Origin of the sequence: Bacillus altitudinis (assembly GCF_001191605.1) — a bacterium.
In the GTDB taxonomy this organism is placed as follows: Bacteria; Bacillota; Bacilli; order Bacillales; family Bacillaceae; genus Bacillus; species Bacillus altitudinis.
This window is the reverse complement of the sequence record NZ_CP009108.1, coordinates 2,416,222-2,438,248: the sequence shown is the minus strand read 5'-3', so window position 1 is coordinate 2,438,248 and position 22,027 is coordinate 2,416,222. Positions and strand designations below refer to the sequence as shown.

The 22,027-nt window shown below is 43.0% G+C and carries 22 protein-coding genes and 1 other annotated feature; all 22 genes read right to left on the bottom strand.

What is annotated here, in order from left to right; translation table 11 throughout:
* Window positions 1-8: 8 nt before the first annotated feature.
* The 22 genes from pyrE to ID12_RS12155 all read right to left on the bottom strand — a co-directional run bounded on the left by pyrE (window position 9) and on the right by ID12_RS12155 (window position 21,936).
* Window positions 9-647, bottom strand: a complete 639-nt coding sequence (gene pyrE / locus ID12_RS12260) for an orotate phosphoribosyltransferase (protein WP_017367212.1) — start codon at window positions 645-647, stop codon at window positions 9-11.
* A gap of 7 nt (window positions 648-654) precedes the next feature.
* Entirely contained in the window at window positions 655-1,359 is a 705-nt protein-coding gene (gene pyrF, locus ID12_RS12255) for an orotidine-5'-phosphate decarboxylase (RefSeq protein ID WP_050827246.1), read from the bottom strand.
* Window positions 1,331-2,263 carry a dihydroorotate dehydrogenase gene (locus tag ID12_RS12250; RefSeq protein WP_017359348.1) on the bottom strand — a complete coding sequence of 311 codons (933 nt, stop codon included), beginning with the start codon at window positions 2,261-2,263 and terminating at the stop codon, window positions 1,331-1,333. The genes pyrF and ID12_RS12250 overlap by 29 nt, the downstream gene beginning before the upstream one ends.
* Window positions 2,257-3,033 (bottom strand): dihydroorotate dehydrogenase electron transfer subunit, encoded by a 777-nt coding sequence (locus ID12_RS12245; protein WP_007499709.1) that lies wholly within the window; start codon window positions 3,031-3,033, stop codon window positions 2,257-2,259. Before ID12_RS12245 ends, ID12_RS12250 begins: the two co-directional genes overlap by 7 nt.
* Complete coding sequence (gene carB, locus ID12_RS12240; RefSeq protein WP_050827245.1) at window positions 3,030-6,245, bottom strand: carbamoyl-phosphate synthase (glutamine-hydrolyzing) large subunit; 3,216 nt, start codon at window positions 6,243-6,245, stop codon at window positions 3,030-3,032. The genes ID12_RS12245 and carB overlap by 4 nt, the downstream gene beginning before the upstream one ends.
* Window positions 6,230-7,324: a carbamoyl phosphate synthase small subunit gene (locus ID12_RS12235; RefSeq protein WP_007499712.1), complete on the bottom strand. Its 1,095-nt coding sequence runs from the start codon at window positions 7,322-7,324 to the stop codon at window positions 6,230-6,232. Before ID12_RS12235 ends, carB begins: the two co-directional genes overlap by 16 nt.
* Entirely contained in the window at window positions 7,321-8,607 is a 1,287-nt protein-coding gene (locus ID12_RS12230; protein ID WP_008344934.1) for a dihydroorotase, read from the bottom strand. Before ID12_RS12230 ends, ID12_RS12235 begins: the two co-directional genes overlap by 4 nt.
* On the bottom strand, window positions 8,591-9,514 hold the full coding sequence (locus tag ID12_RS12225) for an aspartate carbamoyltransferase catalytic subunit (RefSeq protein ID WP_050827244.1): 924 nt from the start codon (window positions 9,512-9,514) through the stop codon (window positions 8,591-8,593). The genes ID12_RS12230 and ID12_RS12225 overlap by 17 nt, the downstream gene beginning before the upstream one ends.
* A gap of 130 nt (window positions 9,515-9,644) precedes the next feature.
* Window positions 9,645-10,973, bottom strand: a complete 1,329-nt coding sequence (locus ID12_RS12220; RefSeq protein ID WP_050827243.1) for a solute carrier family 23 protein — start codon at window positions 10,971-10,973, stop codon at window positions 9,645-9,647.
* Between the two features lie 155 nt (window positions 10,974-11,128).
* Window positions 11,129-11,671 (bottom strand): bifunctional pyr operon transcriptional regulator/uracil phosphoribosyltransferase PyrR, encoded by a 543-nt coding sequence (gene pyrR / locus ID12_RS12215; protein WP_007499718.1) that lies wholly within the window; start codon window positions 11,669-11,671, stop codon window positions 11,129-11,131.
* 170 nt (window positions 11,672-11,841) lie between these two features.
* Entirely contained in the window at window positions 11,842-12,756 is a 915-nt protein-coding gene (locus tag ID12_RS12210) for an RluA family pseudouridine synthase (RefSeq protein WP_007499719.1), read from the bottom strand.
* Window positions 12,753-13,220, bottom strand: a complete 468-nt coding sequence (gene lspA / locus ID12_RS12205) for a signal peptidase II (protein ID WP_008344942.1) — start codon at window positions 13,218-13,220, stop codon at window positions 12,753-12,755. Before lspA ends, ID12_RS12210 begins: the two co-directional genes overlap by 4 nt.
* Before the next feature lie 94 nt (window positions 13,221-13,314).
* Window positions 13,315-13,689, bottom strand: coding sequence for a TraR/DksA family transcriptional regulator (locus ID12_RS12200; RefSeq protein WP_008344944.1), 375 nt, complete (start codon window positions 13,687-13,689; stop codon window positions 13,315-13,317).
* Window positions 13,690-13,849: 160 nt separating this feature from the next.
* Entirely contained in the window at window positions 13,850-16,615 is a 2,766-nt protein-coding gene (ileS, locus tag ID12_RS12195) for an isoleucine--tRNA ligase (RefSeq protein WP_050827242.1), read from the bottom strand.
* A 59-nt stretch (window positions 16,616-16,674) separates the two neighbouring features.
* Window positions 16,675-16,912 (bottom strand) — a binding site (T-box leader).
* Window positions 16,913-16,971: 59 nt separating this feature from the next.
* Window positions 16,972-17,466, bottom strand: coding sequence for a DivIVA domain-containing protein (locus ID12_RS12190; protein ID WP_008344947.1), 495 nt, complete (start codon window positions 17,464-17,466; stop codon window positions 16,972-16,974).
* A gap of 26 nt (window positions 17,467-17,492) precedes the next feature.
* A complete protein-coding gene (locus ID12_RS12185) occupies window positions 17,493-18,269 on the bottom strand; it encodes a YlmH family RNA-binding protein (RefSeq protein WP_017367204.1) in 777 nt (258 codons plus the stop codon).
* A gap of 54 nt (window positions 18,270-18,323) precedes the next feature.
* A complete protein-coding gene (locus ID12_RS12180; RefSeq protein WP_393920157.1) occupies window positions 18,324-18,602 on the bottom strand; it encodes a YggT family protein in 279 nt (92 codons plus the stop codon).
* Window positions 18,603-18,611: 9 nt separating this feature from the next.
* Entirely contained in the window at window positions 18,612-19,070 is a 459-nt protein-coding gene (gene sepF / locus ID12_RS12175) for a cell division protein SepF (RefSeq protein WP_017359354.1), read from the bottom strand.
* A 1-nt stretch (window position 19,071) separates the two neighbouring features.
* Window positions 19,072-19,761: a YggS family pyridoxal phosphate-dependent enzyme gene (locus ID12_RS12170; RefSeq protein WP_050827689.1), complete on the bottom strand. Its 690-nt coding sequence runs from the start codon at window positions 19,759-19,761 to the stop codon at window positions 19,072-19,074.
* Window positions 19,762-19,767: 6 nt separating this feature from the next.
* Window positions 19,768-20,631 (bottom strand): peptidoglycan editing factor PgeF, encoded by an 864-nt coding sequence (gene pgeF, locus ID12_RS12165; protein ID WP_050827240.1) that lies wholly within the window; start codon window positions 20,629-20,631, stop codon window positions 19,768-19,770.
* A 212-nt stretch (window positions 20,632-20,843) separates the two neighbouring features.
* The gene (locus ID12_RS12160) at window positions 20,844-21,080 is read right to left on the bottom strand and encodes a YlmC/YmxH family sporulation protein (protein ID WP_008344958.1); all 237 of its coding nucleotides are present in this window, start codon (window positions 21,078-21,080) and stop codon (window positions 20,844-20,846) included.
* 79 nt (window positions 21,081-21,159) lie between these two features.
* Window positions 21,160-21,936: an ABC transporter ATP-binding protein gene (locus ID12_RS12155; protein WP_019743283.1), complete on the bottom strand. Its 777-nt coding sequence runs from the start codon at window positions 21,934-21,936 to the stop codon at window positions 21,160-21,162.
* Window positions 21,937-22,027 lie beyond the last annotated feature (91 nt).

The following is a 22,027-nucleotide window of genomic DNA, read 5'->3' as shown; positions in this document are numbered from 1 at the left end:
CAAGCTTTTTAGACCGTTTCTTCCATCCAAGATTCAGACGAAGGATCCTGTCTCCAGCGTTTTAGTTTATTCATAGCAGAAGACTCGATTGCTTTTAGCTCAAGTGCCACTTCTGTCAGTGTGTCATAGTCTGTCAGCGTGACATAGGGAATGTTTTTCTCTTGAAAAGCCGCAGTTGCTTTTGGCAGTCCATAAGTGAAGATCGCAACAACTCCGAGTACGTCACAGCCTTCTTCTTCTAGAGCAGCCACAACTTCAAGAACGCTGCCTCCAGTTGAGATGAGGTCTTCTACGACAACCACCTTTTGGCCAGGTGATACGGCTCCTTCAATTTGATTTCCTTTTCCGTGTGCTTTTGGTTTACTTCTTACATAACACATCGGTACGTTCAGACGATCAGCTGCTAATGCCGCATGAGGAATGCCAGCTGTAGCTGTACCTGCGACAACTTCCGCTCCTTCAAAATGAGTGAGAATCAAGTCTTTTAAACCTTCCGCAATGTCCCCTCTGACCTCAGGATAAGACAAGGTGAGGCGATTGTCACAGTAAATCGGTGATTTGATACCGCTCGCCCATGTAAATGGTTCGTCTGGTTTTAAAGAGACAGCTTTGATTTGTAATAAATGCTTCGCGATTTTCGTTTTCATCCGGCAGTCACTCCCACTCTTTCAAAATTTGTTGATAAGCTTCCACTGGGTTTGTGGCTTTTGTGATCGATCTTCCCACAACAATCTGTGAAACACCCTGTTCTTTGGCAAAGGCAGGTGTCGCCACACGCTTTTGGTCATCCGTTTGATCATTTGGTAAGCGAATTCCTGGCGTCACAGTGAGAAAGGAAGGAGAGATTTGTTCATGAAGCTGTTTTGATTCATGAACAGAGCACACCACACCATCAAGTCCACTTTCATATGCCAATTGTCCATAATGAAGCACCGCCTCTTGCAATGGGCGGTCAATTAGTAATTCTTTTTTCATCATATCTTCTGACGTGCTTGTCAGCTGGGTCACTGCAATAATGCCTGGGCGATTTTGGCCGGCAGGGGTTCCGCTTTCAAGCCCCTCTATGGCCGCCTGCATCATTCTTTTCCCGCCGGCTGCATGCACATTCACCAAATCAACACCAAGTGCAGCAAGCCGGTTCATCGCTTTTTGCACGGTTGTTGGAATGTCATGAAGCTTCAGATCAAGGAAAATACGGCAATTTTTTTCTTTCAGTGCGTCAATAATGGCAGGACCTTCTTGGTAAAACAGCTCCATGCCAACCTTTACGAATAATGGAGTACCTTCAAAACGATCTAAAAAGGCGTGCGCCTCCTGTCCTGATGGAAAATCAAGCGCGATGATGGGCAAGTGCTTCATGTTTCCAGCTCCTTCCGATGCATTCCTCTACAGATGAATACCCATAAGCCGCTAACACATTCGGCAGTTCATCAATGATTTCCGGGCAAATAAATGGGTTCACAAAATTGGCTGTCCCAACAGCTACCGCACTTGCACCAGCTAGTAAAAATTCAAGTACATCTTCAGCGCTTTGCACCCCGCCCATCCCAATAATCGGAATAGAAACGGCCTGACTGACCTCATGCACCATTCGGATGGCAACAGGTTTTACAGCAGGACCTGATAATCCGCCTGTTTTATTGGCAAGAATGGGTTTGCCTGTTTTTAAATCTAAACGCATCCCAATCAAGGTATTGATCATGGTGAGTCCATCCGCTCCAGCCGATTCAATCGCTTTAGCAATCTCAACGATATTGGCTACATTAGGTGACAGCTTCACATAAACAGGAACGGAGGAAACTTCCTTGACAGCTTTTGTCAATGTGGCCGCCATTTCTGGATCGGTCCCAAAGGCAATTCCGCCTGTTTTCACATTCGGACACGAGATATTCAGTTCAAGGGCGTGAACATTGCTTGCTTGACTAATTTGCTTTGCTACTTCAACATAATCATCAACTTGTGATCCAGCAACATTGGCAATAATAGGGGTATCGAACTGCTCAAGCCAAGGTAATTCATGTTCAAGCACGCCTTTTAGACCTGGATTTTGGAGACCAATCGCATTCAGCATACCGGCTCCTGTCTCAGCTACCCTAGGTGTCGGGTTGCCAAATCTCGGTTCAAGGGTCGTGGCTTTAATCATGATGCCGCCCAGCAAGGAAAGGTCATATAATGATGCGAATTCTTTTCCAAATCCAAAACAGCCTGATGCAGGAATGATTGGATTTTTTAAAGATAAGCCGGGTAATTCGATGTTTAGCATGATAGCGCCACCTCCTCCGCTTTAAAAACAGGTCCATCCAGACAAACTTTAACGTACGGTTTCTCGTGCTGATCGGTATGACAGACACAAGCAAAGCATGCACCGATTCCGCAGCCCATTCGTTCTTCCATTGAAATATAGACAGGCTTATCGGGATAAGAGTCTTTTAGTGCTTTTAACATAGGTGTCGGTCCACAGGAAAGCAAGACATCAAAGTCCAGCTCATTCTCTTCAATGACATTTGTCACGAAACCTTTCGAACCATATGTCCCATCAACGGTTGCGATAAACGTATCTCCGAGTGCTTGAAACTTCTCCTCATAAAATACATCCTTTTTCGATTGAAAACCGAGAACATGTTTTACGATGACGCCTTTTTTCGTTAACCGCTTAGACAGTTCATATAACGGAGGCACACCGATTCCTCCACCGACTAATAATGCGGTCTGTCCGGCCTGAACGACTGAAGGGTCATAGCCGTTTCCAAGCGGTCCTAACACATCGACTGACTCTCCCGCCCGCTTTTGGGAAAGGAGCTTTGTGCCCTCTCCCTCTGCGCGGTAAATGATGGTTGCTTCTTGCTTTTCGGCATGAATGTTGGCAATACTGATCGGTCTTCTCAGCAGCGGTGTCATGGATTCACTGACCTTAATATGAAGAAACTGTCCAGCTGTTTGAAAGGATTCAACAAGATCACCTTTTAATGTCATTTCGTAAATATGATCAGCGATCTCTCGGTTTGAGACGACCGTCAAGTATGCTTTTTTCATATCGTTACTGTCACCTCAGCATTCGTTTTCACTTCTGGCATTTCATCTGCTCTAAATGTCATGCTCTCTAGCACTCTTAAAATCGCTTCCGCTGTATCTAGTGACGTTAAGCAAGCGACACCATTTTCAACAGATTCACGTCTAATTCTAAAGCCGTCTCTTGCCGGCTGTTTTCCTTTTGTTAAGGTGTTGATGACAAATTGGGCTTCACCATTTCGAATGACATCCAGCAGATTCTTTCCTTCTTCTCCTATTTTGCCGACAACACTTGATGGAATGGAAGCTTGTTTTAAGTAATTCGCTGTTCCTTCTGTTGCTAAAATATGATAGCCGATGGAATGGAATCTTCTTGCAATCTCAAGTCCTTCTTCTTTATCTTTATCAGCCACTGTCAGGAGAACCGTTCCGTCTTTTGGAATTTGAATGCCTGATGCAATCAACCCTTTATAGAGGGCTTTTTCGATTGTGACATCTTTCCCCATGACTTCACCTGTTGATTTCATTTCAGGGCCTAGTGTAATATCTACTCTTCTCAGTTTTGCAAAAGAGAAGACTGGAACTTTAACATATACGCCTTCTTGCTCAACATGAAGCCCTTCTTGGTAGCCATAGTTTTTCAGTTTTTCTCCTAAAATAACCTTTGTAGCTAAGTTCGCCATTGGAATGCCTGTAATTTTACTTAAGAATGGGACAGTCCGGCTTGAGCGCGGATTCACTTCAAGTACGTACACTTCTCCTTTTGATAGAACAAATTGAATGTTCAAAAGCCCAATGATGTTAAGGCCTTTTGCGAGTTTAATCGTGTATTCTGCGATTTTCGCTTTGATGTCCTCAGACAAAGTTTGCGGCGGGTAGACCGCAATGGAGTCTCCAGAGTGAACTCCGGCTCTTTCAATGTGTTCCATAATGCCCGGTATGACAACCGTTTCTCCGTCAGACACAGCATCTACTTCAATTTCTTTTCCTGTCAAATACTTGTCAATGAGCACTGGGTGCTGCGGATTGACTTTCACCGCATTCTCCATGTAGTGAAGGAGCTCAGCTTCTTGATACACAATTTCCATTGCACGGCCGCCTAATACATAGGAAGGACGGACAAGCACGGGGTAACCGATTTGATTCGCAATCGCTACTGCCTCTTGCACAGACGTTGCTGTCTTACCTTTTGGCTGCGGCACGCCGAGAGTTTCTAATGTTTGTTCAAACTTGTCACGGTTTTCCGCGCGGTCAAGGTCTTCAAGCGATGTTCCAAGTATCTTAACCCCTCTATTTGATAATTCATCTGCTAAGTTAATCGCTGTTTGTCCGCCAAACTGAACAACGACACCTTCTGGTTGTTCAAGGTCGATGATGTGCATCACATCTTCTACAGTGAGTGGTTCAAAGTAGAGCTTATCTGAAATACTAAAGTCTGTTGAGACGGTTTCAGGGTTGTTGTTAATAATAATGGCTTCATAGCCTGCTTGTTTGATTGCCCACACTGAATGAACGGTCGCATAATCAAATTCAACCCCTTGTCCGATTCTGATTGGACCTGAGCCTAGCACGATGACACTTTTCTTATCTGTTCGTTCGGATTCATTTTCATCTTCATATGTGCTGTAGAAATACGGTGTTTCTGATTCAAATTCTGCCGCACATGTGTCCACCATCTTATACACAGGAACGATGCCTGCTTCTGTTCTTAGGTTATAGACATCTGCCTCATTCATATTCCATTCGCGGCTAATATAAATATCTGAGAAACCTTTTTCTTTCGCTTCTTTTAAAACGTCTACATTGCCTTTGTTTTCTTTTAGTGTCTTTTCAAATGCGATGATGCCTTCCAGCTTATGAAGGAAGAAATAATCAATTTTCGAGAATTCATGAATCTGTTCGACGGTATAGCCTCTTCTTAGCGCCTCAGCGATATAAAACAGACGCTCATCTCCTGCTTTGATAATCCGCTTTTCAAGCACTTCGTTTGTAATGTCCGCTTCGTCTTTTAATTCAATGTGATGCACATCCGCTTCAAGTGAACGAACAGCCTTTAAAAGAGACTCTTCTAATGTGCGGCCAATCGCCATGACTTCACCCGTTGCTTTCATTTGTGTTCCAAGTCGTCTGTTGGCAGATTCAAACTTATCAAACGGCCAGCGCGGGATTTTTGAAACGATATAGTCGAGTGCTGGTTCGAACGCTGCATATGTTTTACCTGTGACTGGGTTCATCATTTCATCAAGTGTTAGGCCGACTGCGATTTTCGCTGCAAGTTTTGCAATTGGATATCCAGTTGCTTTAGACGCAAGAGCAGAAGAACGGCTCACGCGCGGGTTTACTTCGATAATATAGTATTGGAAGCTGTCTGGATCAATCGCCAGCTGTACGTTACATCCGCCTTCAATGCCAAGTGCACGAATCAGCTTGAGTGACACATTACGAAGCAGCTGATATTCACGATCACTTAGCGTTTGACTTGGTGCCACAACGATACTGTCACCTGTGTGGATGCCGACAGGATCAAAGTTTTCCATGTTACAAACCACAATGGCATGATCTCCGCTGTCACGCATAACCTCATATTCAATTTCTTTAAAACCTGCGATACTTTTTTCAAGCAAACATTGTGTCACCGGACTTAACTTCAGTCCATTCTCGACGATTTCTTTTAATTCTTGTTCATTTGTACAAATTCCGCCGCCTGTTCCGCCTAGTGTATAGGCTGGTCTAACAATGACCGGGAAACCGATTTGATCTGTGAATGCCATCGCTTCTTCAAGGTTATGGATGATTTCACTTTCTGGTACAGGTTCATTTAATTCATTCATTAGATTACGGAATAAATCTCTGTCCTCTGCTTTTTGAATAGCTGACAGCTTGGTGCCTAGTACTTCAACACCGCATTCAGCGAGTACACCAAGATCTGATAATTCAACAGCAAGGTTCAATCCAGTTTGTCCGCCAAGTGTCGGCAGAATCGCATCAGGACGTTCTTTTCGAATGATTCGTGTTAAAAATTCTGGTGTCAGTGGTTCGATGTATACCTTATCGGCCATTTCTGTATCTGTCATGATCGTCGCAGGGTTAGAGTTCACAAGAACGACTTCATAGCCCTCTTCTTTTAGCGCTAAACAAGCCTGTGTGCCTGCATAGTCAAACTCCGCTGCCTGACCGATGATGATTGGACCTGAACCGATCACTAAAATCTTTTTGATATCTACGCGTTTTGGCATACTTCTTCCCCTTCTTTCTCAGTTGTATGAATCATGTCCATGAACTCGTCAAATAAATAGTTCGCATCTTCTGGACCCGGTGATGCTTCTGGGTGATACTGGACAGTAAATGCTGGTGCTTCTTTATGTTTTAATCCTTCAATGGTGTTGTCATTTAGCGCAATATGTGTGACTTCAAGCACGTCTTCATTAATGGCGCTAACCGTGTAGCCATGGTTTTGAGACGTCAAGGTTACCTTGCCAGTTGCTAGTTCTTTGACTGGATGGTTGGATCCTCTATGCCCAAATTTCATTTTTTCTGTACTTGCGCCGCACGCAAGCGCGAATAACTGGTGTCCTAGGCAGATACCAAAGAGTGGTACCTTTCCAATCAGCTGCTGAATCATTTCAACCGCTTCTGGCACATCGACTGGATCCCCAGGTCCGTTTGAAAGCATGATGCCATCTGGTTTTAACTGTAATACTTCATCTGCCGTGATATTGTATGGCACCACAATGACATCACAATCTCGCTTATTGAGCTCGCGCAAAATGCCGTGCTTCATGCCGAAATCGACAAGCACAATTCTTTTGCCTCTTCCTGGGCTTGGATACGCATTTTTCACAGATACTTGGCTTACTTGATCTGTTGGCAGCTGCATCGTTTGAAGGCGGCTCAAAACGTCTTCTACTTGTTCATCCGGTCCTGCAAATGCTCCTCTTAATGTACCTGCACTTCGAATCATGCGCGTGAGCTTGCGTGTATCAATGCCGCTGAGACCCGGAATATTTTTCATTTTTAAATACTCATCAAGTGAGTATGAAGAGCGCCAGTTTGAAGGCTTTTCACAAAGCTCTTTCACGATCAGCCCTTTCACAAACGGTGTGATCGATTCAAAATCATCACGGTTAATGCCATAGTTGCCGATCAGCGGGTAAGTGAGTGTGACAATTTGTCCGCAGTACGACGGGTCAGACAAAATCTCTTGATAGCCTGTCATCCCTGTGTTAAAGACGACTTCTCCGACTGACGGTTCTAAGCTGCCAAAGCCTGTTCCTTCGAATACTGTTCCGTTTTCTAGCACTAAGCGTCTCTTCATTTTACTAGTCTCCCCTCTTCATAAACGACTTTCCCAGATGCAAGTGTCATGACCGGCCATCCTGATACAGTCAATTTGTCAAACGGTGTATTTTGTCCTTTAGATAAGAAGCTTTTTTTGTCAATTGCCATTTCTTTGTTTAAATCAATCAGTGTGATATCAGCGATTTGACCTTCTTCCAGCTTTCCGTATGGAAGAGCAAAGGCTTCTGCTGGTTTGATGGTCATATAATCAACAAGTTCTTTTAATGTCCATTCCCCTGTTTTCACAAAACGTGTGTAAAGAAGCGGGAACGCTGTTTCAAGTCCAACAATCCCAAAAGGTGCCCTCTGCATCGTTTCGTTCTTTTCTTCTTCTGTATGCGGTGCATGGTCTGTGGCGATAAAATCAATCGTGCCATCTAAAAGCCCCTCGATCAGTGCCTCGCGATCTTCTGCTCCTCTGAGTGGCGGATTCATTTTATAGTTTGTGTCAAGACCTGGGATGTCTGCATCACATAAGAGAAGGTGATGTGGCGAGACCTCAGCCGTCACACGAATGCCTGCTTTTTTTGCATCGCGTACCACTCGGACTGATTCCTTTGTGCTGATATGGCATACATGATAATGACAATTCGCTGCTTCTGCTAAGAGGACATCTCTTGCAATATGCACCGATTCACAAATTGACGGTATCCCGTTTAACCCATTTGCTTTTGAAAAGTCTCCTTCATGAACGCATCCTCCATAAATGAGTGAGTTATCTTCACAGTGCGCCACTATGGCTTGATCAAGGCTTGCTGCCTTTTTCATTGCTTCGTACATCATGCCTGCTGTTTGAATACCAACACCGTCATCCGTAAAGGCAAAAGCGCCCGCTTCTTTTAACGCTGCAAAGTCTGTCATCTCTTCACCAATTTGTCTCGTCGTGATGGAAGCGTATGGCAGTACTCTTACAGATGAGGTCTCTTTGATTCGATTCATCAGCCATTCCATTTGTTCTTTTGTATCTGGAACTGGCCGTGTATTCGGCATCGCTGCAATGGTCGTATACCCGCCTCTTGCTGCTGCCTTAGATCCTGTTTCAATGGTTTCTTTTTTCTCGCCGCCTGGCTCTCTTAAATGCACATGCAGATCAATCAAACCTGGTGATACAAATAGCCCTGCTGCATCAATGACTTCTTCTCCGTCTTCTCTTTCTAAGTGACCCATTGCTTGAATCACTTTTCCTTCTACCCTAATATCCTGCTGCACTCTTTCCCCTGTGCTTGATAAGATAAAACCGTTTTTAATGAGATATGACATAGACAGAATCTCTCCCTTTTTGATGTAGTCTGCTATTTTGAAAAGCCCTTTTTAACACAGCCATTCGGATATACACACCATTTTCCATTTGTTTAAAAATCCTTGACTGTTTTGACTCTACTAATGAATCATCTATTTCAACACCTCTATTTACTGGTGCTGGATGCATAATAATCGCTCTTTCTTTCATTTTGCTTGCCCTGTCTATTGTTAATCCATAAGTCGATAAGTAACCCTCGTTGCCCATCTTTTCTGAGTGTCTTTCATGCTGAATTCTCAGCAGCATCACCACGTCAGACCGCTTCATGGCTTCGTCCACTTCGACATACGTTCCATGAGGATTTTGTTCATCTTGGAAGGAAGCTGGTCCTGAAAAGAGCACTGTCGCTCCTAGTCTTGCGAGGACTTCAGCATTGGACCTTGCCACCCTGCTATGTTTGATATCACCATGAATCGAGATCGTTAATCCTTCAAAGCCGCCAAACTCTTCGAAGATCGTCATCAAATCCAGCAATGATTGTGTAGGGTGCTGTCCGCAGCCATCTCCCGCATTAATGATTGGAATCCCGACCTTCCCAATCAGCTCTTTGTAATATTCGTCGGTACTGTCTCTGATGACACATGCCTTGACTCCGATGGATTCAAGTGTTTTCACTGTATCGTAAAGGGTCTCTCCCTTTTGAACAGAGGTACTTGCTGCGTCTAGGTTCAGCACATTCATTCCAAGTTTCTTCTCTGCCACCTCAAAGCTAAAACGCGTTCTTGTACTTGGTTCAAAGAAGAGGTTCGCCACAAATTCACCTGCTAAACCATGTTCCTGTTTCCCTTTTTTCAATGCACATGCTTCTTCAATCAGCTGTAAAATTTCTTCCTTTGACAAGCTGCTCATTGTCGATAAATCATTCATTTTTTCTGCCCCCTCTAGTTTTTCATCACTTTCAGGTTCAAAAAAACCCTAAGCCTCGGCAGCTTAGGGTTCTCCAAAAGAAGCAGGGGTGCTTTCGCACGTTCTGCTCCGTTTAGAACCCTTGTCAGCCTCACTGGACTTCTTTTAAAAGGTTTTCGGTATTCGATTCATTTGACTCATCATCTTCTGCCTTCTGATGCGGCAGAATCATATTTAAAAGGACGCCAGTAATGGCAGCGAGTGCCATTCCTGACAGCGTCAGATTGATTTGTTTCACCTCAATGAATGCTCCGCCAATTCCAATGACTAAGATGACTGATGCGATAATGAGATTGCGCTTTTCTTCAAAGTTCACTTTATGATCAATCAGGATTCGCAGTCCGCTTGAGGCTATGATTCCAAAGAGCAGGAACGAAACGCCCCCCATAACCGCGGATGGTACTGTACTGATTAATGCTGAAATTTTCCCAACAAAGCCGAAGCAGATCGCAAACACCGCTGCTCCGCCGATGACGAAGATACTGAACACTCTTGTGATGGCAAGGACGCCAATGTTCTCTCCATAAGTCGTTGTTGGAGGTCCGCCGATGAGTGAAGCGAAGATTGTCGCCGCACTGTCTCCTAAAATGGAGCGATGAAGACCTGGCTTTTTAATAAAATCTTGTCCAACAACTTTGCTTAACACGACTTGATGGCCGATGTGCTCAGACATGGTCACAAAGGCAACCGGCACCATCACTGTGAGAATGCTTAAAGTCACAGCAGGTGTATAGTCGACAAATGGTACAACAAAGTCTGGTACAGCAAACCATTTTGCAGCAATGACCGGCTGGAAGTTCACAATGCCTTGTGTTAAGGCAAAGAGGTAGCCGCTGATAATGCCGATTAAGACTGGAATCAAGCTAAGGAATCCTCTTAGGAAGATCATACTAATAATGGTGACAGCGAGTGTGAAGCCTGCAACCATTAAGTGCTTCAGGCTGTAAACAAGCTCCTTTGCATTCGGATCCACGTACATCGCCATGTTAACAGCTGTTCCAGCGAGTCCGAGTCCGATGACCATAATGACGGGTCCTACAACGACAGGCGGCAGAAGCTTCATTAGCCAGCCTGTGCCAAGCCATTTGATAAATAATGCGATGAGTGCATATGCCACACCAGCCATAAAGGCACCTACCATTGCGGCTCCAGGGCCGCCGGTGGCTTTTACATTCAAGATAGGGGCGATAAAGGCAAAGGACGATCCAAGATACGCCGGAATCTGCCCTCTTGTGATGATTAAGTACACAATGGTTCCAACCCCGCTTGAGATGAGCGCGACGGCTGGGCTCATATCAATGATCTTTGGTACAAGAATGGTTGCACCAAACATGGCAAACAAGTGCTGTAGGCTGAGTGACAGCCATGTGAACGGTTTTGGGATATCTCGAATGCCTAAATTGGCTTTTTGCTGACTCATGATTTTCCTCCTAGATGTGTCCTTTTTCATTAAAAAAGCCTCTTTGCGAGTATGCGCAAAGAGGCCTAGAAAAACCGTACACGTCACTTTAGTCGTGTGCTCGGTGTCTCTGTTATTGCCCTCTTTGCAAACTCTCTGGAATGCATTTAAAAAGGTTATTTTTCATATATAGCGACAAGGTCGTTTTGATCTACTTCATTGAGCTGAACCATGACTGTCTCTGCTTTTGATGTCGGGATGTTTTTCCCGATATAATCTGCCCGAATCGGCAGCTCCCGGTGTCCCCGGTCGACTAGAACAGCTAGCTGAATGGAAGATGGTCTTCCTACATCCACAAGCGCATCCATAGCGGCTCTGACGGTTCTACCTGTGAACAGCACATCATCAACGACAATGAGTGTTTTGTCATTAATGTCAGCTGGGATGTCTGCACCCTTGACAAGCGGGTCTTGGTTCTCTGTCTTTTTTGTCAGGTCATCACGGTATAGCGTAATATCAAGTTCACCCACAGTCACTGGGTTTCCTTCAATTTGCTCGATGCGCTCTGCAAGGCGCTTTGCAAGATGAATACCTCTTGTCTTGATCCCGGCTAGGATGACATCCTTCATCCCTTTGTTGCGCTCAATCATTTCATGTGCAATACGGGTAAGCGCTCGTCTTATCGCTTGTTCATCAAGAATGACTGCTTTTTGTTCCATCTTTTACACCTCTTTTTGACAAATAAAAAGCCCCTTCTGCAAAGGGCAGAGAGGGGCGCTCATTTGTGCATACTCGTGCACAAATTGATCCGTTATCCTTCTCAGCCTCTCTGGACTGTTTTAAAGAATCTCAATTTCTTCGTTTATTATTTCAAAAAAAGAACGGCCTGTCAATCGTTATTTCTTAATGAATCGATAAAGCCCCGCATATCAGCTGGAATTGGAGCTGTAAACTCCATATATTCTCCTGTTCTAGGATGATCAAATCCTAACACGCCTGCATGCAGCAGTTGTCCATTGAAATCAACCGTTTTTCTCGGGCCGTATTTTGGATCTCCGGCAAGAGGATAACCAATGTATTTCATATGAACACGAATTTGGTGGGTTCTTCCTGTTTCAAGGCGGCATTCTACAACGGTAAAGTCTTTAAAGCGCTCCATCACATCAAAATGAGTGACTGCCTGCTTTGCATTTTCTTTTGTGACCGTCATGCTTTGGCGATCTTTTTTGTCTCGACCAATTGGTGCATCAATCGTTCCAGTATCATGCTGAATGATGCCATGAACAACGGCTGTGTATTTTCTAGTGACCGTTTTCGCCACCAGCTGATTGACGAGTGATTCATGCGCCATATCATTTTTTGCGACCATTAAAAGCCCTGACGTATCTTTATCAATCCGGTGGACAATTCCTGGTCTCATCACACCATTAATGCCTGACAAATCATTGCAATGAGCCATGAGGCCATTGACAAGAGTACCTGTCACATGTCCTGGTGCTGGATGAACGACCATTCCTCTTGGTTTATTGACCACTAGTACATCTTCATCCTCATAATAAATATCAAGATCCATTGATTCCGCTTCTACATCTAGTGCTTCTGGATCTGGAATCTCTACTTTGATTTGATCTCCAGCTTGTACTTTATAATTGGCCTTCACTTGTTTTCCATTTACTTCGATGAGCCCATCTTTCACCCACTGCTGGACTTGGGTTCTTGACCATTCTGGTTCAGTTGTGCTTAAAAATTTATCAAGCCGTTCACTCGTTTGTTCTTCTGAAACGGCAATGTTTACTTGATTCATGTAGTTGACTCCTTATTTTTCTTTCCATCTAAAAGCATTTGAATAAAGAGCAGAATGACCCCCACACATAGAGAGGAATCTGCGATATTAAAGATTGGATAATGATAATCCCCAAATACGAAATGAGCAAAATCAACCACTTCTTGACGGAAAATACGGTCAATAAAGTTTCCAATCGCTCCGCCAAGCATTAAGGCAAGCGCTACGCCAAGTAGCTTGTCCTTTTGTCCATGTTTTTGCAAATAATAAACAATTCCTGCAATAACAACGAGTGTGATCACATAGAAAAACCACATTTGTCCTTGGAGAATCCCCCATGCGGCTCCTGAATTTCGGTGGGATGTGATGTAAAAGAAGCCATCAATCACAGGAATAGAATCACCGAGCATCATATGTTTGACAATGAGCCATTTTGTTAATTGATCTAAACAAATTATCACGAATGCGATTATGTAATAGAACACACACGTTCCTCCATCTTCATACTTTGGTCTTTAAGCATTTTATCAAGAAAACAGGATGGAGTAAAGAAACTTTAGTTGACAGACAAAAACCTCCCTACATGTGGAAGGCTTCAAAATGAGAATCATTTGATTCATAAGGATAAGGGGTGAATGCTTTTTTCTCGTATTGCTTATGATATAAAAAGTCGTCAGTCGTACGAGCAGTCGGAAGAATACTCATTTGTTCAATGGGCATTGTATGCCCAGTCGCCTCACATATGCCATAAGTTCCTTGTTCAATTTTTGCAATCGCGAGCGAAACATCTTGCAGTTCTTCTTTGATGTGATAAAGAAGCGTGGTCGTTTTTGCTTGATCGAAAGTGACATGTTCAGCGGGTGAACGCAATGATGCATATTCAAACAGTTTCGATTGCAGTTCTTCTCTCATTTGAAGGAGTTCCATGTAAATCGTCTCTAGATCGCCATTCATGTCGCTGTTTCAACTCCTGCCCTGTCGTGATAATCATATTGTTGCCCCGCCTGTTCACTTTAAAGCCATAAGATTTTTCCTTTCGTTCTAAACGCTGTCATTTTCTCTATATCAAAAACGCCCCGCTTTATGCGGGGCGCTAGTTGGTGATATCTCGCTGTTAATTCTGGTAATATTTCTCCACGATTTCAGCATTTTTAAGCGACAATGTTGGGTATTTTGGATTTGCGCCAACATCTTTTGAAATAATGCGGGAACGTTCGCACAGTTCTCCTTCTGCTTTTTGAACGACAATTCGTCCTGATGTGTATTCAGGCGCTGATGCGTCTGCATGCTTCTCATCTTCTACTGTTAATTCAGAAATGATAAAGAGCTGTTTCACATCTTCTTTAATGGATGCAAGAAGGTTTTTCACTTCCTCTGTTGCATAAAGGGTCACACTTGCTTCAAGTGAACGTCCGATGACTTTCTCATTACGCGCAATTTCCAGCGCTTTTAGCACATCGTCACGTACTTCCATAAAGCGGTCAAACTTCACTTCTGTCGCTTCTGCTTGAGGAACAGCCACACCTTCTGGCATATCTGTTAACTGAACACTTGGCTCTTCAACAAAGCTTAAGTGGCTCCATAGTTCATCTGCTGTATGCGGAAGAATTGGTGCTGTCAGCTTCACTAACGCCATTAATGTTTCATAGAAGACCGTTTGCATGCTGCGGCGGTCTGGATGATCCGCATGCTCAATGTATACCACATCTTTTGCAAAATCGAGATAGAAAGAGCTAAGCTCAATCGTACAGAAGTTGTGGATGGCATGATAGACAACCGCAAATTCGTAATCATCATAAGCTTTTTTCACTTTATCAATCAATTTGTTTAATTTGATTAAGATATATTGATCCACTTCGCGAAGCTCTTCGACCGGTACTGCATTGACTGCTGGATCAAAGTCAAACAGGTTACCATGCAAGAAGCGGAACGTGTTACGGATTTTACGATAAACTTCTGCGACTTGTTTTAAAATGTCATCAGACACTGGATGATCGGCTTGATAGTTGACAGAAGATACCCAAAGTCTAAGAATCTCCGCACCAAGCTGCTTCGCCACTTTCGTCGGATCGATCGTATTGCCTAATGATTTACTCATCTTGCGTCCTTCTTTATCAAGCGTAAAGCCATGGCTGAGAACACCTTTATATGGCGCTTTTCCTGTAACAGCAACTGCTGTAGATAAAGATGAGTTAAACCAGCCGCGATATTGATCAGAACCTTCAAGGTAAAGGTCTGCTGGACGAACCAGGTCATCTCGTTCTTCTAATACCGCTTGGTGAGAAGAACCAGAATCAAACCATACATCCATGATATCTTGCTCTTTTGTAAATTCACCGTTCGGGCTGCCTGGATGTGTAAAGCCTTCAGGCAATAATTCTTTTGCTTCTTTTTCAAACCAAATATTCGAGCCATGTTCTCTAAATAATTGAGAGACGTGCTGAATCGTTTCATCTGTGATGATTGGCTCACCATTTTCAGCATAGAAGACTGGGATTGGAACGCCCCATACACGCTGTCTTGAAATGCACCAGTCACCTCTGTCACGCACCATATTGAACAGGCGCGTTTCGCCCCAAGCTGGAACCCATTTCGTTTCTTTAATATTATCTAATAGTGCTTCTCTGAAATCTTTAATGGAAGCAAACCACTGAGCAGTTGCACGATAAATCGTTGGTTTTTTCGTTCTCCAGTCATGCGGATAGGAGTGCGTGATAAAGTCGAGTTTTTTCAATGCGCCTTTTGCTTCAAGCTGTTCTGTGATGGCTTTATTGGCATCCTCGTAGAATAGTCCTTCAAAACCAGGTGCTTCTTCTGTCATCACACCTTTTTCATCTACTGGACATAGCACATCAAGACCGTACTTCATACTTACGATAAAGTCATCTTCCCCGTGACCTGGCGCTGTGTGAACACAGCCTGTTCCTGCATCTGTTGTGACGTGATCGCCAAGCATCACAAGAGAATCTCTATCGTAAATTGGATGTGCTGCAACGATCTTATCTAATTCTTTACCTTTTAAGGTTTTCACAACTTCGTACTCTTCAAAGCCAAGTGTTTTTGCCACTTGTTCAACTAGCTCAGATGCGATGACATATCGCTCAGCACCCACTTGAAGCACACTGTACTCTAGGTTTGGATGAACACAAATGCCAAGGTTTGCAGGAAGTGTCCAAGGTGTTGTTGTCCAGATGATGAACTGCTCGCCGTTTTCAAGTACGCCTTTGCCATCTTTCACTTTAAATGATACGTAAATCGATGGTGAACGTTTGTCCTTGTATTCAATTTCTGCTTCAGCAAGTGCTGATTCACTTGATGGAGACCAGTTAACAGGCTTAAGGCCTTTGTAAATATAGCCTCTTTTCGCCATTTCACCAAAGACAAGAATTTGCTGCGCTTCGTATTCAGGCTTTAATGTCACATATGGATTGTCCCAGTCTGCTCTTACGCCCAAACGCTTAAACTGATTGCGCTGACCTTCGATTTGTTTCCAAGCATACTCCTCACATAGTTTACGGAATTCTGCTGTCGACATTTCTTTGCGTTTGACTTTTTTATTTTTCGTAAGGGCTGTTTCAATCGGTAAGCCATGTGTATCCCAGCCCGGTACGTACGGTGCATGGAATCCATTCATTGATTTAAAACGGACAATAAAATCTTTGAGGATTTTATTGAGTGCGTGCCCCATATGAATGTCACCATTCGCATATGGAGGTCCATCATGCAAAATAAAGGTCGGGCGTCCTTTTGTCCGCTCTAAAACCATTTGATAGATGTCTTTTTCTGCCCACTCCTCTTGGATTTCAGGCTCTTTGTTCGGCAAGTTTCCTCTCATCGGGAATTCTGTTTTTGGCATTAATAAGGTGTCTTTGTAGTTCATACCTATTCCTCCACATGCAAATTCGTATTAAAAAACAATAAAAAAAGCCCTCTCATCCCATAAGGGACGAGAAGGCTTGTCTCGCGGTACCACCCTTTTAGACAAGCGCTTTGAAATTGCCGCTTATCCACTCTAAAATCGTAACGTGATCAGACGCCTTTTCTTACTCATTCATTTCAGAAAAGGAACTAAAGGGGTGATCTCATTGCAGCGTCCCGTAATGTCAGGCTTCCACCGTCCCTGATTCGCTTTATTACGCATTTGACAACTGCGAGTGTCCCTTTCAAACGTTTATCTCTTGTTAATTTATGATGGTATTATATGCAACATGAGCACGTCATGTCAAGGTGATGCACTTATTCTTTTTCGTCAAAGACAGCGTCAACTTCATATTCCAGCAAATGATCCCAATCATCATTTTTCAGAAGATCAAGCTGAGCTTCGATGAGCATTTGGAAACGAGTTCTAAAGACTTTCGACTGTTTCTTGAGCTCTTCGATTTCCATTGCAATCTTTCTTGATTTTGATAACGCTTCGTTGATAATACGGTCTGCATTTTTCTCAGCTTCACGAATGATCAATTTCGCTTCTTTATCAGAATGACGCTTCACGTCTTCTGCTGCTTCTTGCGCCACAAGAATGGATTTGTTTAATGTTTCTTCGATTGTTGCAAAATGGCCTAGTCTTTCATCAAGCTCGTTGACTTTGTCTTCAAGCTCGTTCTTTTTGCGAAGTACGATCTCGTAATCTTTACGTACTTGGCTTAAAAACTCATTTACTTCATCTTCGTCATAGCCGCGAAAACTTTTTGTGAACGTTTTATTATGAATATCATTAGGTGTTAATGGCAATCTTGCCACCTCCAGATTCAAATTCGTTATGTCAGAAGCTCAAATGTTACTTTGAATTTATCTTTTTTCGTCTTCCCATCAATTGTTTTTAAGCTAAAGCGGCCAAATCCCCTGACAGAGAGCTGATCACCTTCACCAATTGTAAAGGAAGGGTCTTCAGTGACTTTCCAGTTTACTTTGACAAGACCATTTTTGACCAAAAGCTGTGCTTTTTGCCGAGACTGACGGCTGACAGCAGCACATACAGCGTCAAGCCGCAGTGAAGAAATCGTATCTTCTTTGATATCGGTTTTGCTGATGACTGGCTGAAGATCTGCCTTGCTAATTTCCTCTAATGAAACAGATGCTCTGCCCACATGCGTCAGCTGAGCCCGAACAAAATCGGCAACATCGCTTGTACAAATAAATTGCACGTTGTCCTCTGAAAACAACAAATCACCGAATTTTTGACGCTTCAGGCCTGTCCCAATGAGCGAACCGAGAAGGTTGGGGTGTTCTATCGAAATAAACTTTTTCGCATAGTTCACCTGAAAATAAGTCAGTTCAAAATCCTGTATGGTAGGTGCTAAATAGTCAGGATAGATCAAAGCCCTTTTCCGCTCTGCTTCCTCATACCCGCCAAAAAACATGAGACCCAGTTCATCAGAATGCTGAATCACGGACTGGGTAATGAACTGCTCACGCGGATCAAGAAAGTCTGTTAATTTCATTCGATATTGATCGAGTGCGATGTTTTTCCAGCCTAATACTTGGTCGACAAATGGCTGTTCGTCTTTTCTAAAATGTTGATAAATATCGCTCATTTTGTTCCCCTTTTATGTAAAAGAGCCTGGCAGATGCCAAGCCCGGCAGCCTGTCTACATGAATCGTACAATCATATTATAAAGACCAGTTAGTCCATACAATGATGCGAAACGAATCACAAGCAATGCCACAATTGGCGAGATGTCAATCATGCCAATTGGCGGAATAATTTTACGGAATGGTTCTAAATACGGTTCGCAAATGTTTGTCAAGAAGCGGCCAATCGATGTTTCTCTTGCAGATGGCACCCATGACATAAAGATGTAAATAATGATCGCGAATGAGTAAATCGTTAATACCGTACCCAAAATATTAAAAATGAAATTTAGAATAACTATGATTTACCACCTCTGAGGTTCTTCCTCTGTCAATAGCTCTGATATTGTGCCAGATACATCCACATTATCAGGAGTGCAGAGGAATATATTCGAGCCAATACGCTGAATGTCTCCACCGATTGCATAAACCGTTCCGCTTAAGAAGTCGATGATTCGCTTTGCTTGATCGTGCTGAATGCGCTGCAAATTGACGACGACTGCACGCCGATTTTTAATATGATCTGCAATCTCTTGAGCCTCTGCATAAACACGTGGCTCACTTAACACCACTTTAGAGGATTTTTGCACGCTTTGCAAGCTGACGACATTTTGTTTTCCTGCCTGAGGACGCTCTTGAAATGCCGCTTTATCTTTTGTGTTTTTTTCTTCTTGTGCTGGTTCTCTTTCTTCATCAATGTATTCGTACTCATACTCTTCATCATCGAGTGTGAAGAAGCTTTTAAACTTATTTTTTATGCTCATGTCACGCACCTCCTGTTTCATTTCCAACAAGTGAAGAGCCAATCCGAACAAATGTCGCACCTTCTTCAATTGCGATTTCAAAATCGTTTGACATGCCCATCGATAAATGCTGACAAGGTGCATTTACTTGGTTCAGTTGTTTTACCTCTTGTTGAAGGCTTTTTAATGTTTTAAAACAGTTTCGTATCACAGTATGATCATCTGTAAATGGAGCCATCGTCATGAGTCCAGCAATTTCAATATGTTTGAAATGAGCGAGCTGTTTGACAAATGGAATCACGTCTTCGCTTTGTAAGCCGTGTTTTGACTCCTCAAGTGATGTGTTCACCTGTACAAAACAGCGAACCGTGTGTTCTGCTCTTTTTTCAATTTCATTCGCAAGGGACATTCTGTCTAGCGAATGTAAGTAGTCAATGGTCTGAATGACAGATTTCACTTTTCGCGTCTGTAAACTGCCGATGAAGTGCCAGCTAATGTTTTCATCGGTTATGGCTGCCTGTTTTTCAAGTAACCCTTGGTCACGATTTTCACCAAAGTGCAAAATTCCGGCATCCTTGGCTTCTAATGCTCGTTCAATCGAGACATATTTTGTGACAGCGACAACCGATACATCGTCTGGATGTCTACCTGCTCTTTTACATGCTTCGTTGATTTGTTCATTTATTTGTCTGAGATTCTCTCGTACATTCAATTGCACTTATGCCTCCTTAAACCCGACAAAAGACATCATACGTCCTGTTTTCCCTTGATCACGCCGGTGTGAGAAGAAATGCTGCTCATTGCAACTTGTGCACATCGAACTGACATGTATGTTTTCTTCTTTTAATCCTGCATGAAGTAATACGTTTTTGTTTAATGTTTTTAAGTCAATTTTGTATTGTCCTTGTGACATCTCGGAATACACATCCTCTGTTGTAAAAGGAAGCTGTTTCACTTGATCTATGACAACATCATCTACTATGTAGCAGCAGCTGCCAATGGATGGTCCAATGACGACTTGTATATGATCGGCATCAGCGCCTTCTTGGCGAACCCATGCATCAACCATGTTGGCGCCAATTTGCTTAACGGTTCCTTTCCAGCCGGCATGAGCCGTTCCAATCAGCCCAGATTGCGGCGCTAGAAAATAAAGCGGAACACAGTCAGCGAAACAAAGAGCGAGCATGATGTTTGGTTCAGAGGTGTATAAACCATCTGTTCTAGAGAGCGCCTCATCATACTGAAGACTTCCTCTTCCCTTTTGTTCCTTTGTGACTTTCATGATGCGATCCTCGTGTGTTTGGTCAGCAAACACCCAATTAGAGAGCGGCACAGCAGTAGCATCTGCAATGACTTGACGATTCATTTGGACACTAGAAGCATCATCTCCTACATGGAGTCCAGTGTTCATTGATTGATATGGAGAAAGACTAAAGCCGCCATTTTTTGTCGTAAAACCGGCCAATATCTCTTTTCCAGAACATGTCATGTTCGTCCAATCATGGATCAGCATTGCATAAGGTGATTTCTGCTGAAAGGGGTCATATTTGTCTATCAAAGCTGCCTCCCACCTTTCATTCATCTCTCTTTATATCGCTCCTATTTTACCACAAGACCTGCTAAGACAGTTAGTGGGATTCATTAAATATTACACTCAAATGTGCCCTTTCTACAGTTTTTTTTTCAAATTGATATGAAAACGTAATCTTTTTACCCGAAAAAGACATTGATTGCTGAGAATGGAGAGCTTATGTTAAGGATCATTGAATGATTCATTGAGGAGTTATACGAATTTTAAGAAGACAAACGGACAAGTATCACATCTTCGCCAATTTTTACTATATTTCGCCACGGGACAATCATTTCCTCTTCTTTTCCGAAAAATCCCATCATTTTACCTGTACCGCCAATGATAATCGCTTGTATTTTACCGCTCGTGACATTGATATCGATGTCTCCAATGGTACCTAATTTTTTTCCGCTGGACACATCGACAACATCTTTGATTTGGAATTCAGAAATACTGATCATCTGTCCTTCCCCGCCTTTCGTTTTCTACTATAATATGTATGATGGAAAAGCAGGGAAGCAGACCAATAGTTTCTCTTATCTACAATTTACTTAAGTGAGGGCGGCCGTTTTGCCACATGACTTCAACTGGACATTCAAAAAAGGAAGAAAGCAAGTCACTTGTCATCATCTGCTTTGTCTCCCCTTTATGAAAAACAGTACCTTCTTTTAATAATAAGGTATGCTGAAAAATCGGGAGAATCTCTTCTGCGTGGTGGGTCGTATAGAGCAATGTGGGCGCATCTGGTTTTGATGCAATCAATGAGATCGTCTCCAGAACTTGTTCTCTTGCTAAAAAATCAAGACCTGTCACAGGTTCATCTAATATTAGAAGCTTCGGATCATTCATTAAAGCTCTTGCGATCAGCACTTTTTGTTTCTCCCCTTGCGAGAGGGTTTCATACGTGCGATTGGCATATTGAAACGAGCCAAATGTTTTTAATAAATCAATCGCCTTCTCTCTTATCTCATCTGTCGGTGTTTCATAAAGTCCGATGGAAGCAAATGCCCCGCTCAAAACAATTTCAAATGCATTGTCATCTCTGTGCAGCTTCTTTTCAAGACCAGCAGAGATGAGACCAATTTTCTTCCTTAGTTTTTCACCAAGCGCTTCCTTGCCAAACACATGGCCTAACACCGTCATCTCACCTGACGTTGGAAAATAATATGAGCAAAGCATATTTAATAAAGCCGTTTTCCCAGCACCATTTAAACCATAAAGCACCCAGTGTTCCTGGTTTTTCACCTGCCAGTCAATAGAACGAAGCAGCCATTTTCCATTTCGTTTTAAAGAAACATCCTTCAAGTCAAGCGACACGATCTTTTCCCCCTGAATAAAAATTCTGAATATACAAATAATAACGTCTACAGCATATCGCAAATGTTTCAATCAGTAAACCTAACGCAAA

Coding starts and splice junctions, on each gene's coding strand:
- ID12_RS12160 (WP_008344958.1), bottom strand. CDS start 21,080: ATGATCAGTATTTCTGAATTCCAAATCAAAGATGTTGTCGATGTGTCC.
- pyrF (WP_050827246.1), bottom strand. CDS start 1,359: ATGAAGCACTTGCCCATCATCGCGCTTGATTTTCCATCAGGACAGGAG.
- ID12_RS12250 (WP_017359348.1), bottom strand. CDS start 2,263: ATGCTAAACATCGAATTACCCGGCTTATCTTTAAAAAATCCAATCATT.
- pyrR (WP_007499718.1), bottom strand. CDS start 11,671: ATGGAACAAAAAGCAGTCATTCTTGATGAACAAGCGATAAGACGAGCG.
- ID12_RS12185 (WP_017367204.1), bottom strand. CDS start 18,269: ATGAGCGATATTTATCAACATTTTAGAAAAGACGAACAGCCATTTGTC.
- ID12_RS12200 (WP_008344944.1), bottom strand. CDS start 13,689: ATGAATGGCGATCTAGAGACGATTTACATGGAACTCCTTCAAATGAGA.
- ID12_RS12245 (WP_007499709.1), bottom strand. CDS start 3,033: ATGAAAAAAGCATACTTGACGGTCGTCTCAAACCGAGAGATCGCTGAT.
- ID12_RS12225 (WP_050827244.1), bottom strand. CDS start 9,514: ATGAATGATTTATCGACAATGAGCAGCTTGTCAAAGGAAGAAATTTTA.
- pgeF (WP_050827240.1), bottom strand. CDS start 20,631: ATGAATGAAAGGTGGGAGGCAGCTTTGATAGACAAATATGACCCCTTT.
- ID12_RS12210 (WP_007499719.1), bottom strand. CDS start 12,756: ATGAATCAAGTAAACATTGCCGTTTCAGAAGAACAAACGAGTGAACGG.
- sepF (WP_017359354.1), bottom strand. CDS start 19,070: ATGAGCATAAAAAATAAGTTTAAAAGCTTCTTCACACTCGATGATGAA.
- ID12_RS12220 (WP_050827243.1), bottom strand. CDS start 10,973: ATGAGTCAGCAAAAAGCCAATTTAGGCATTCGAGATATCCCAAAACCG.
- ID12_RS12230 (WP_008344934.1), bottom strand. CDS start 8,607: ATGTCATATCTCATTAAAAACGGTTTTATCTTATCAAGCACAGGGGAA.
- carB (WP_050827245.1), bottom strand. CDS start 6,245: ATGCCAAAACGCGTAGATATCAAAAAGATTTTAGTGATCGGTTCAGGT.
- pyrE (WP_017367212.1), bottom strand. CDS start 647: ATGAAAACGAAAATCGCGAAGCATTTATTACAAATCAAAGCTGTCTCT.
- ileS (WP_050827242.1), bottom strand. CDS start 16,615: ATGAACTACAAAGACACCTTATTAATGCCAAAAACAGAATTCCCGATG.
- ID12_RS12235 (WP_007499712.1), bottom strand. CDS start 7,324: ATGAAGAGACGCTTAGTGCTAGAAAACGGAACAGTATTCGAAGGAACA.